Annotated in this window: 10 protein-coding genes; all 10 read right to left on the reverse strand. The window is 27.5% G+C overall.

Going from position 1 to position 11670, the window contains the following annotated elements; translation table 11 throughout:
* Positions 1-125: 125 nt before the first annotated feature.
* The 10 genes from Q0731_RS13030 to Q0731_RS13075 all read right to left on the reverse strand — a co-directional run bounded on the left by Q0731_RS13030 (position 126) and on the right by Q0731_RS13075 (position 11427).
* The gene (locus tag Q0731_RS13030; protein ID WP_299064793.1) at positions 126-458 is read right to left on the reverse strand and encodes a hypothetical protein; all 333 of its coding nucleotides are present in this window, start codon (positions 456-458) and stop codon (positions 126-128) included.
* A 93-nt stretch (positions 459-551) separates the two neighbouring features.
* Complete coding sequence (locus Q0731_RS13035; protein ID WP_299064794.1) at positions 552-1199, reverse strand: hypothetical protein; 648 nt, start codon at positions 1197-1199, stop codon at positions 552-554.
* 892 nt (positions 1200-2091) lie between these two features.
* Positions 2092-2766, reverse strand: coding sequence for a hypothetical protein (locus Q0731_RS13040; protein ID WP_299064796.1), 675 nt, complete (start codon positions 2764-2766; stop codon positions 2092-2094).
* A 182-nt stretch (positions 2767-2948) separates the two neighbouring features.
* Entirely contained in the window at positions 2949-3995 is a 1047-nt protein-coding gene (locus Q0731_RS13045) for a DUF4062 domain-containing protein (protein WP_299064798.1), read from the reverse strand.
* Positions 3996-4149: 154 nt separating this feature from the next.
* A complete protein-coding gene (locus Q0731_RS13050; RefSeq protein ID WP_299064800.1) occupies positions 4150-5127 on the reverse strand; it encodes a hypothetical protein in 978 nt (325 codons plus the stop codon).
* Positions 5128-5836: 709 nt separating this feature from the next.
* A complete protein-coding gene (locus tag Q0731_RS13055) occupies positions 5837-6967 on the reverse strand; it encodes a PD-(D/E)XK nuclease family protein (protein ID WP_299064802.1) in 1131 nt (376 codons plus the stop codon).
* A 464-nt stretch (positions 6968-7431) separates the two neighbouring features.
* Positions 7432-7707, reverse strand: coding sequence for a Bor family protein (locus Q0731_RS13060; protein ID WP_299064804.1), 276 nt, complete (start codon positions 7705-7707; stop codon positions 7432-7434).
* A gap of 223 nt (positions 7708-7930) precedes the next feature.
* Positions 7931-8392 carry a hypothetical protein gene (locus tag Q0731_RS13065; RefSeq protein ID WP_299064806.1) on the reverse strand — a complete coding sequence of 154 codons (462 nt, stop codon included), beginning with the start codon at positions 8390-8392 and terminating at the stop codon, positions 7931-7933.
* Entirely contained in the window at positions 8370-10124 is a 1755-nt protein-coding gene (locus Q0731_RS13070) for a hypothetical protein (protein WP_299064808.1), read from the reverse strand. Before Q0731_RS13070 ends, Q0731_RS13065 begins: the two co-directional genes overlap by 23 nt.
* 223 nt (positions 10125-10347) lie before the next feature.
* Positions 10348-11427 (reverse strand): T9SS type A sorting domain-containing protein, encoded by a 1080-nt coding sequence (locus Q0731_RS13075; RefSeq protein ID WP_299064810.1) that lies wholly within the window; start codon positions 11425-11427, stop codon positions 10348-10350.
* Between the last annotated feature and the right edge of the window lie 243 nt (positions 11428-11670).

The following is an 11670-nucleotide window of genomic DNA, read 5'->3' on the forward strand; positions in this document are numbered from 1 at the left end:
ACTTCAACAATGCCAGATAAATAATGCCTAAATTTAATGAAGAATTTGTTTGCTTTTTAACTCAGTTCTTTGTTGTGTGTAGTACTTTTCTGTTCATTCACAAATTGTAATTTTTAATGTTTTAGTTAATTTAATAAGTTTGAAGTATAATCATTATATAACTCATTATAATGTGAGTTTATTAAATCTTTTATGTTGTGCATTTTTAAAAATAAATTATAAGAATTAATAATACTATCATAAACACTTTCAACATCTTCTTTATTCATAATTAATTTATATAAAGTTTTTTTAAAACCTACAAAAAGTAATTTTTTTTCTTCTTCAGGTAACTCTATTTCGTTTATTTCATATTTTACTAATAATCTTTTTTTCATCATAAAAGTGTTTATTAAAAGAAAAAAAACACACTCTTCTTTTACACCAATTATATCTAAATGACCGTTATTTTTTTTCATTCGAGTTTGTATGTTTTTTTTTATCTCATTTTCAAACCCTTGGTAGATTAACTCTAAATTCATTTCCTTTTTTTATTTAATTTTCTATTTACATTATTGTGGTAGTTGCTCAATCGTGAAAATTTCCATTAATCTTTGTGGAACTAATCTTTCAAGCCAATTATGAGTATTATTAGTGGGGTAAACTCCTGAATTCCCATTTGTGAAATTAAATGAAGAAATTGCTTCACCATCTAAACTACTTCTATCTAAGTGACTTAAAGGGTCAAAACTTTCAACTGAAAAACGCTTTTTAGGTTTTACAAATGTTTGCATAGTTCCGTCAAATGCTTTGATTAACTCCATTTTTCCTCCGTTCGATTCATATTCGTCTTTATCTTCATTTTTAACAGCAAAACTTAATGTTTCCATTGAAAACCCAGCGATCATAACATTAATTTCAGATTTTAAACCAAATTTTTTGAAATTTCCTAAATCTTTCCACCCAATAATGTCATCGAAAGCTCTTGGGAAAAGGAGATTTTCATTTTCTACTAAAGCAATAGTTTTATAATAAAAGCCAAAATTTGATTGTAACATCAATTCAATATTCCTTGTTCCAACTTCGTTTCGTTTATATCTAATTGGTAAATTAGTTTCTAATCCAATAATATCTTTATCAGATTGTTTGTTTTCCCAAAGTATTTTCAAATTTGAGGAAGTAAATGTTTCATTTAGGCATTCAGTAAAAAATTCTTTCATATTAGCAGTTTTTTTTGTATTACACACAACGTCTCGGCTATGGTTAGTACGGGAATTAAAAGTAATGAATTTCCGATTAATCACTTAGCCAAATTTTTTTATTTTGTTTTATCTTTTCTTTATTAAAGCCAAATCAAAAGATTTGGCGGACTTAGTAAATATACCAAAACTTTGGGTTAAGCATCAAAACCCGTATTAATTATAGCCCTTGTTGCCAACCGTTATTTCAATTTATTGGGTATCTTATGGTCTATAGAAAGTTTTTATGCACCAAATTGGAAATAAAAACAATAAGCAATTCAGTATTGAAATAGATAAGTGTAAGAAATTACTAGGAAATAATAGAATGAAATCATAATCTTTTATTGTAGCTGAATAACTAGAAACACAGAAAGGGAACAAAAAAAGTCTAATTTTTACCCAAATATTTTGCTTTATGCCTTGTTGAATAGTGGATAGTATTAGGGCAAACCCGATGATAAGTGAAATTCCTATAGAGCTAGCCCATAATTTTAGTGAAGCTTCAAAGTATATGCTTATAATTGTTAGATACCAAACTAAATAACACCATAAAATCATTTTTTGGGATGTTATATTTTTGAAATATTTTAAAAAAACAGTTATCACAATATCGTATGCTTCTTTTTATCTTGTCTAATGTCAAGTTTTGTTATTCAGTTAATTATATTTGGGTCAAATCTACCAATTTTAATAAACATTTTAGAGTTTTTTTTCTCTTTAGCCCAAGGAATTTATCGGATTCTGATGGGTAATGGTTGGCAACGTTTTTATATATGATTTGTTGCGTGAATTAAGCAACTAATTTACTAAATAATTACTGACCAAGAAAGTTCGTGAGAACTTTCGAAAGTGAGCCTAAAAAAGCAATAAATTATATATGTTGTTGGCAGTAGGCTTTTATTCGTTTTTTTAATTCAGATTTCGATTGTTCAAGACTTAAATTCAATTCGGATTCAATTTCCACAATCAAATTTTTCCCATATTGCCAAAGAAACTTGTCGATTTCGTAATTTGAATAATTTTCTAAATTCAATTCTTTTTTAAATTCGTTAAATATTGAGTAAAATTCTCTAAAATTTTCAGGATTATTGAACGTTTTTAATTCTCCATTTTTCTGACCTAAATATCCTTTAATAACTATCCAAATATAACTGTCATAAATTGGCGTTTCATATTCACTCAAAAAGTGAACGTATTTAGACGCAAAAGATAAATTGTTCCGTTTAAAAGTTTTTCCTTTATTATTCGTCCATTCTATTTTGGATATTTTGTCCACGAAATTCACAAAGTCATTTAATTCGTTCAGTTCATTATTTTCCTTTGTAGTTTTTATTATTTGCTCAACAACTGGATTTATATTCGTAATTGCAGTAGAATATATTTTGTTTAACGAAGCTACTTTTATTAAAACATCATATTTATTTAAATCATTATCAAAAGTTTTAAATAACTTCAATAAATTCTCATTCAATTCGTTTCCTTCTTCTTTATCGTAAAATTCAAGTATTTCACTTATAAATTCCTTTGTTGGTTTTTTTAGTTCCATTTTTAATTTGAAGTTCGATTTTCAGCTTACTGCCAACGTTTTTGTATATGGTTTGTTGCGTGTTTTAAGCAACTAATTTAGTAAATAATTACGGACAAAGAAAGTCCACGAGGACTTTCGCAAGTAGGCAATAAGCCAGCAATAAATTATATACGGTGTTAGCACCAGTTTTTTCTTTATTTTTAATTTTCACTTGTTTCTACTTCCTCATTATCAATAGAAATTGACAAATTTTCGTCTAATACTTCTCTTCTAACTTCTCTAAATAATTGCCTTCCTTCAAGTGTTAAAGTCCAATATTCATTTTTATCTGAAACTGGATGTTTTTTTAAAGATGGCTTTATAATTTCTAATGCACTTAAGTCAGCTAATATGCTTTTTATTTTATTTAATGGTGTAGAATTATTAGTTTTAATTTTTCGTTCTTTATTAGGTTTTAGTATAAAGCCTAAATAAGACCTACATCTTTCAGTTGATGATTCAATCATAAATTCAGGAGCAAGTAAATTAAATATATTAAGTAATGTAAATTCAGTCGAATCACTCCATTCATTATCGTATTCATATTTAAATGCAATTTCTCTTTTATTATGCTTTAAAGTCTTAATTAGCTTTTCAAATTCAGCTTTTTTTTCATTTTCTATTTGTAATTCCTGCTCTTGGATTATATCTCTTAGTTTTGAATTTTCATTACTAAGTCTTGATACTTCCTTTAATACTTCTGGTCCCATTTGTTCAGATGATTTTATCCAACCAATTCTTGGATTAGTATTGAATTGTTTCATAAGGGAAATAGATACTTTTGCGTACAAATCATTTTTGTCATCCCAAAAACTAACAATTCTATTTTTTATTTTTTCTTTAAAATCGTTAAGTTTTTTAATCTTATCTTCTGTTTTGTCAAAGCTTTTAGCTGGCCAATTTACTCCATCGTTTATAATAAATCCTAAAATAGGAATATCTTTTGAAACTGCATAATCATATTCTTTTTCTGTATAACTAATTTCTCCATCAAGCGATCCATAAGTAAAGGCAGATATTATAACATAATAATCACAATCATCAATTTGGGTTTGTATTAATTTCCATTGTTGTGTGTCACCAGCGCTAAACATTTCCATTCCAACAGGTATATGTCCCATTTCAAGGATTGCTTTAATAACGAGTTCTCTTTCATTTTTTAAATCCTTAAAAGTTGATGATATAAAAATTTGGTATTTTTTTTTCATTTCAGTTTTATTGGTGCTAACGTGTTTGTGTAAGGAAAGTTGCGTGGTTTAAGCACTAAAGTTAGCAAATAAAACACAGATAGAAAGTCCGCGAGGACTTTCGTAAATTAGCTTTTACCAGCAATTTTTTTTACACGGTGTTGTATGCCGTTTTTTATTTCTTTTCAGTCATCAATTCAGTCAGTCCAATAGGTGAAATAACGTTAAATTCACCATTATTTTTCGAGATGTTTATTTTAGTGAATTTATTGTCATAATACCAATAAAAATCTCTTGAAATGCGTTGCGGATGCTGGTTAAAGAACTGTTCTACTACTGGTTTGAAGTGCTGAATGAAAAGTATAAAGTCCAATGGTTTATCTTTTGTGATTTTACAAATGTCAACTATGCCTTTATTGGGAATTGCTATTACCGAACCCCATTCTCCAACAAATTCGGGCACATTACTTATTAAATCAAGTGCTAAACTTGCTCCATAATCTTCATTCTCTATAAAGTCTACTTCAATTTTTTGTCCATTTATGTCAAAATATTCAGTTGCTTTAGTGAATTCTTGCCTGTTTATATTTTTTTGAGCAATGTCAAAGACTTCATCAATTGTTTTGTTCCATAAATCAAACATTTCTTTTTGGACTGATGCGAAAGTCGATGGTAAATCTAAAACCAATAGTGATATTGTGCCGTCTAATTGTTTTTTCGAAATTAGGTTATCTGTTCCGCCATTTTGACTAACATAATTTTCTGGATATATTCTAATACCTAAATAATCAACCAATGTTTCAAATTTATTTGGGTCAAGTTGTTTTTGTTTTTCCATTGACTCATACATACTTTGAAAATGGGAATTAATAAATTCAGACCAGTTTTTCTTGTCTATTTGAGAACAATTTAAAATCAGATTATGAAGATTAACAATAGAATAATCTTGACCTTTTTCAAGTTCTATCGCTCCACTTTTTATTGAAGTTATCTTGTAGTTTTTGGAAATAGCTTTTACAGATTCATTTACCAAAAATTTATAATCCTTCTTTGATATTTCATTTTCGTAACCATTTGGAATCGCGTAATTAATTTTTTGGGCAGATAAGTTTAAACAGGCAATAATTATTAAAAAAGCAAATATTTTTTTCATTAAGTTCAAATTTTTCTCAAATGGCATACAACGTGTTTGTGTAATGAAAGTTGCGTTTTAAAAACGCGGCTAATTTTCCACCGGAAAATTAGAAGTTTTTAAAAAAGCACAAACTTTCGATTAAGCCAAATTTAGCAATTTTTAATACACGGTGTTACCAAAAGTAGTTTTTTTATTTTCAACTTTTTGTAATTAATTACCAAATTTCAGCGTTTGATTGGCAATTCCGCAATTTTGGTTTTTCATTCTTTGCTTAATTCTGCAATTTTGCTCAATCTTATGTTCAGTTTTAAATTCCGCAATTTTTGTTTTCCACAATTTTGGTTTCAGGTTTCCAGTTTAACTCTGTAATTTTGCTCAATTTCACGTTTGATTGGAAATTCCGCAATTTTGGTTTCTTAAGTTTGAGTAAATTCCCACATTTTACAATTCTGCATTTTTCGAAATTCTCACGTAAAATTTCACGAGCGAGTCAGTGTCAAACATTACATAATTTCACTTTTTTTTAGAAAGTTTTGGGTCGCTATTTTTTCCAACGTAAAATTGAGAACTATTTTTGGTAACGTTGTTTTGTATGGAAAGTTGCGTTTTAAATGAACGGCTATTTTTCCGCAGGAAAAATATAGTTTATTAAAAAAGAACAAACTTTCGGTTAAGCCAAATTTAGCAATTTTTTATACAAGGTGTTGCCCAAAGTGGTTTTTTAGTTTCAATTTATACTTTCAGGTTTATCGTCCTCTTTCGGTTTTTTTAATACCTCTGGGAATTCTACAAATTTTAGTTTTAAATCATATCGATTGTAAGGAATTTTTAAAATATTTAATTCGCCCGTTTTGTGAGCACAATATTTGTTAACAATACAAGCTGCGCATTTATTCGGATTTACTTTATTCTTAAAATCTATTTCTTTATTTTCTATAAAATCATTTAAATTCGATAATGTTTTATCTAAAAGAGGTGAATACTCACTTTTTTTAATAATTTTTGTCGAAACGCTATGTACAAAAGGTCTATTATCATTGAAGTCGTAAAACCAATAAATTAAAACTCCATAATCAAAGTCATATTCTTTGATAAAATCTAAATAAGACGCTAATTGTATTATATGATTTGAAAAGAAAGTAGTTTTAATTTTTTGTCTATTTTTCTCTATTTCTTCTGATTGAAAGTCCTCAGGATTGTAATAACTATTTAAATATTTAAACTTTTCTTCTACGACAAAATATTTTCCATTTGGGTCTTTGAATATATAATCAGGTTGTCCTATAAAATTTTTTGATTGATTTTCAAAAACTGTTTTTTCTTTGGTATGTCCAGAAAATATAAGCTCACAATTCTTTATTTTTTTGATAATGTTATTTTCTCTTACATCGTATTCAATAAAATCACTTTCATCATATTCTTTTGGGATTTGTTTATCTATTAACCTTAAAGTTTCGTGAAAGTTAATGCCAATTATTCTTTTGTCTTCTCCAGTAGGATGTTCAATTACGAAAGATTTGTTTATGGAAAAACTTACTGGGCAAAAATTAAAAGAAGATAAATCAGTTGCACTAATTTTTGAGTTTTCATTTAATTTTAATAATGAAATTGAACCTAAATTCTTTCTTATATCAATTTCTTTTAAAACTTCCTCTATACATTCCGAGTTTGAGTATCTAAAGAAATATCGCATATATGTATATCCGTTATCGTAAATTACTCTTTTCCATTCTTTATGATACTTACCATAAACTGACTCAAGTTTAGTTTTATAGTTAAAAATTAAATCCTCTTTTTGAAAACCAACTTTTTCAAGTAAATAATCAAGAAATAAGTTCTGTTTTTCACTAAATGCCATTGGTTAATTTAACTTTAAAATCAATTATTTTTGTTTCTGATTTGATTTTCGCTCTATTTTGGGCAACGTTGATGTATATGGTTTGTTGCGTGTTTCAAGTAACTAATTTAGTAAATAATTACCGACCAAGAAAGTCCGCGAGGACTTTCGCAAGTAGGCAAGAAGCCAGCAATAAATTATATACGGTGTTGTAAACAGTGCATTATTCAGTTACTTTCTTTTTCAAAATACTCTTTCTCGTTAAAAGAACCAAAATTAAAAATATTATAAAAAGTATAATTTTTCCGACTAAATATCCAAATCCGTATTCGTTCAATCTTTCAAAATCGTTAATTAATATTTTAGATATATTAACAGTTAATATTAGGCAGAAAATAGATGATATGTAAAATATTATTTTTTTCATTTTCAGATTTTTCAGTAAGGAGGCAATTCAAGAATTACCTCCTTTTTTAATTAACTAATTATTTAGTAACTGTCGTTGTTGATGGAGTATAAATTCCAAAAGTCAAAGAAGCAACTAATCCATTCACAAATGTCTGTCTTGTGTGAACTGTATAATTTTTCGCACCATTCGCCATTTGTTTTGAATCAGAAACTCCAACAGGAGCTAAACCATAAACAACATAATGATTCCATTTTGTCGTTTGAGAATTTCCTTGAGCTCCTTCTCCGACAACACTTGTATAAGAATAACAAGATGTTAATAACATAGATGAAGCAAATAATACTGTCATCATTTTCATTGAATTTTTAATCATACTTTTTAATTTTAATTAAACATTTATTTATAATACTCACTATTGAGTTTTTTTGGGCATTGTTTACAACGTGTTGGTATATGAAAAGTAGCAGAATAAAAATGCTTTCACTTTTAATTTAGCAATAAAGATAACAGAAAAGCACAAACTCTTTAGTTTGCATTAAACTGCTATTTTTTATATACCGTGTTAGCAAAAGTGTTTACTCACAGTTTCCATTACAATCTTCTGCGTTTTCATAATCTTCTGATGTAAAAATGAATGTTTTCTTTGAATTTTTATTACTATTATAAAAACACTCATTTAAAAGATTTCTTTCATTCTCTTTGATACCTCCTTGCTCACAAATGATTTTTTTTTTGAAAAAAAGTTTTTTTGTAGAATTAAAAATAATTTTTATAGAATCAGAAGCAAAGAAATTGACATAACTATAGTAAGGAATATCATTATGTGAACAACTTTTGTATGTTTTCGATTTCTCTTGATTATTATCTAATTTAATTATACCTTCAATATTGTATGTTATTATTTTTATAGTTACTCCACTCTTATTTTGTAATGTGTATTTATATGACTCACATTCATCTTCTGGACCACAACTTAAAAATAGTATAAATATTAGAAATAGTGTTGTTCTCATTTTACCAATTATTAAATAGTTCATCAATATACTTTTTTGTTGAATTGTTTGGGTTTTGTTTCTTAATATTTTCTTTCCACTCTCCCCAACTATTAGTACCTTTTAGGCTGTTTTCTACCTGTTTTATTGAATAGCCTGAAACTCTATCTTGAGCATATGTACCTACATAGTCATGCTCTATGTCTATTCTTTGGTTTGTGTTATCCATCAAATCATAACCTAAAGAAGTATAAATTGGTTGTGATTCTAATGGAAAATTTTGTCTATTATTTGTTGATGGGTCTTTCCATAAACCATATTCAAAATTATTATCTCTCAGGTAGCTCTTATACCTTAAATTTGTCAATGCAATTTCTACAGTAGTCGCCCAAGTTTCCATCACTCTTTTCGCGCTATTACTAACTGCATCTGTTTGATAAACTGCAAATGAATATCCTTTACTAACCAAACTATTATAGGCACTACCATCTACTTTTCTGTGAGCAGCATGTGCTAATTCGTGTATAGTTGTTCCATAAACTAAGTCAGAAGGGTCTCCCCAAGCCTGCAAAGATATATCAGATCCATTCCATAACCTACGTGCTTTTACATAAGAAGAAGTTCCATTTTTTAATCTAGCTCTAATTCTCATTTTCCAAAAACCTCCCCATCTTGAAGGTTTTGTTAAACCATAACTATACTTGTAATAATAATCGTGTGCCGCTTGAAAAACAGTAGCATAATATTGTTGTGTACCTCCTTTAATATTTAAGTTCCAAGCAGATTTTTGTTTTGGGCCATTATACCTAGCAGTTCCTGACCAAAATAACCACCAAGACCATTTTACCGAAAAATGATGGCGTTCCCACTTAATAGAATAATTTGCAGGTCTTCTAAATGAACCTGTTTCAAATTTTCCATTACTGTCAGTAATATCTGTCTTTGTAGTAAACCATCTTCTTGCTCTAACGTTGACACCTTGCATTGGGTAATAGTTATTTAATCTATCATCCCATAGTTTTATAGTTCCTGATGGATTCCAACGGTCTGGAACATTCCAACAAATAAACCAAACACAAACACGTTTTGCTAAAAGGTTTTTCTTTTTATCTTTTTCTATTTCTTGTTTTTCTTCTTGGGTTAAATTATTGGTAAGATATAATGATACTGTCTCTAAACTACCGAGGCTATTTGTTTTTGAATATGTACTTTTTCCTTTAAGATTTGTGTCTTCTTCTTCAAAATATCCTTCACTATTTTCAGGAATAAATAAATCTGATAAAACTTCATATTGAATTTCGGGAAACTCATAGTCGGGTTTTACAACTGTATATCGCCATGAAATTTGATCTTCAGGTAATTCAGGGTCATGATAATATTCTCCTTGTTCTTCTATTTCATAATCAAGTGGGTGGTCATATAGCACTATAGTAGTGTCTTTTTCAATGATATTTAGTTCTAATGAATCTTTTGGCAAAAATCGAACATACAAATCTGTTTTCTTAATTTCAATTTGTTCTGCTGATTTTTGAAATGATTTTGCTTGATAACTTTTAGATTTTTTTACTTCTTTTAAAATAGTATCCAACGCTCGTTGCATATTTGTAACTGAAAATGGATTCTCTAATTTATTTCCAAGTTTTGTAATGTTTTCTGGTTTCGTTTGTTGAATAGAAGAAATTTCTTCATTTACAAATTCATCTTCTTTTTGGCAGGAATAAACCAGTATTCCAATCAGGAGGGTTAATGTTAAAAATCTTAAATTTTGTTTTTTCATATTTTTTTTATGGTTAATTAATATTTGTCTTCAAATGTAACCTTCAATGTGTTATTTTAACGTTATGTTAGTTTTATATTTTTGCTAACGTGTTTGTATATGGTTTGTTGCGTGGTTTAAGCACCTAATTTAGCAAATAAAAACCGAATAGAAAGTCCGCTAGAATTTTCGTAAGTAGGCTAGAACTAGCAATAAATTATATACGGTGTTGGCAAACGTATTTTTATTTTTTCAGAATTTTCTTTATTTTAACTTCTCCATTTTTTCCAAATATTTTTAAAAGGTATATTCCTTTTTTTAAACTAGAAATATTTATTTTTCTTTCTTGTTTTTTTTCTAAAATTAATTTGCCAATATAATTATAGATTTTAATTTTAAAAATTTCTTTTTTTGATTTGATTGTCAATATATTTTCAATAGGATTTGGTGAGATTACATAATTTTCTATTGAAAACTCCTCATTTGAAAGAGTCGAACAATTATTTGTAAAAGTTATAGATTTTCCTACTTGGTTTGAAATTCCACTTTTAAAAGCAGTATTATTTAAATCGTCTATACAAATTGTTTCTAAATTCGGTAAATTTTCAAAATTACTTTTTACGTCTCCAGAAAATGTGAAATTTTGGTTATTTCCGTTTTTTAAATTAATTGTTTTTAAATTTGGATTATCTTGAGTCCTAAAAATATAAACTTTAGAATTATTACTTACATCTAGATTTGTGATTAAATTCTGACTTAAAACTAAAGCTTCAAGATTAGTATTGTTTTCAATATTTACAACTAGTATTTTATTATTAAGAGCATTTATAATTTTTAATTCAATATTATTTTCGGTATTTAATTCCGTTAATTTATTATTGTAACAATAAAGTAATTCTAATTTTTTATTATTTTGGATATTCAAAGATTTTAATTCATTCCCAAAACACGACAATCCTTTCAGTTCTGTACAATTACTAATATCAAGGCTTGAGACTTTTGCATTATTAAATTCTAAATATGTCAGTTTGGTGTTACTACTCATATCAATTTTCGTTACTTTAGATTCAGAACATGAAAATTCGGTCATATTAATAAACATTTCAATTCCTGTGACATCAGATATATCTGAAGCTGAAACATTTATTATACCTGTTACTGCTTCAGCTTCACTAACTTGAATTTCATTATCTGAATTTGTATCGATTACTGGATTTGTGTGGTTTAATAACTTGTTTTTAAAAATTTGGTCAGGAATATTAACATTTTGGGATTGTATTATTCCGTAACAGATTATTGCAATAAATAGTAGTATTTTTTTCATTATTTTTTTTTCAATTTTTCAGTATTTGGATTTCGTGAGTTATGTTTGCCAACGTGTTTGTATAAGATTAGTTGCGTGTTATAAGCACTAAAGTTAGCAAATAAATCACAGATAGAAAGTCCGCGAGGACTTTCGTAAATTGGCTGAAACCAGCAATTAATTTTATACGGCTTAAGTTTGTCTTTTAATAAATTTGATAAAATAATAAGAAAGAATAAAAGAGAGAATTAAGGTTAATTTACA

The sequence above is a fragment of the uncultured Polaribacter sp. genome (assembly GCF_947497695.1).
Taxonomy (GTDB): Bacteria; Bacteroidota; Bacteroidia; order Flavobacteriales; family Flavobacteriaceae; genus Polaribacter.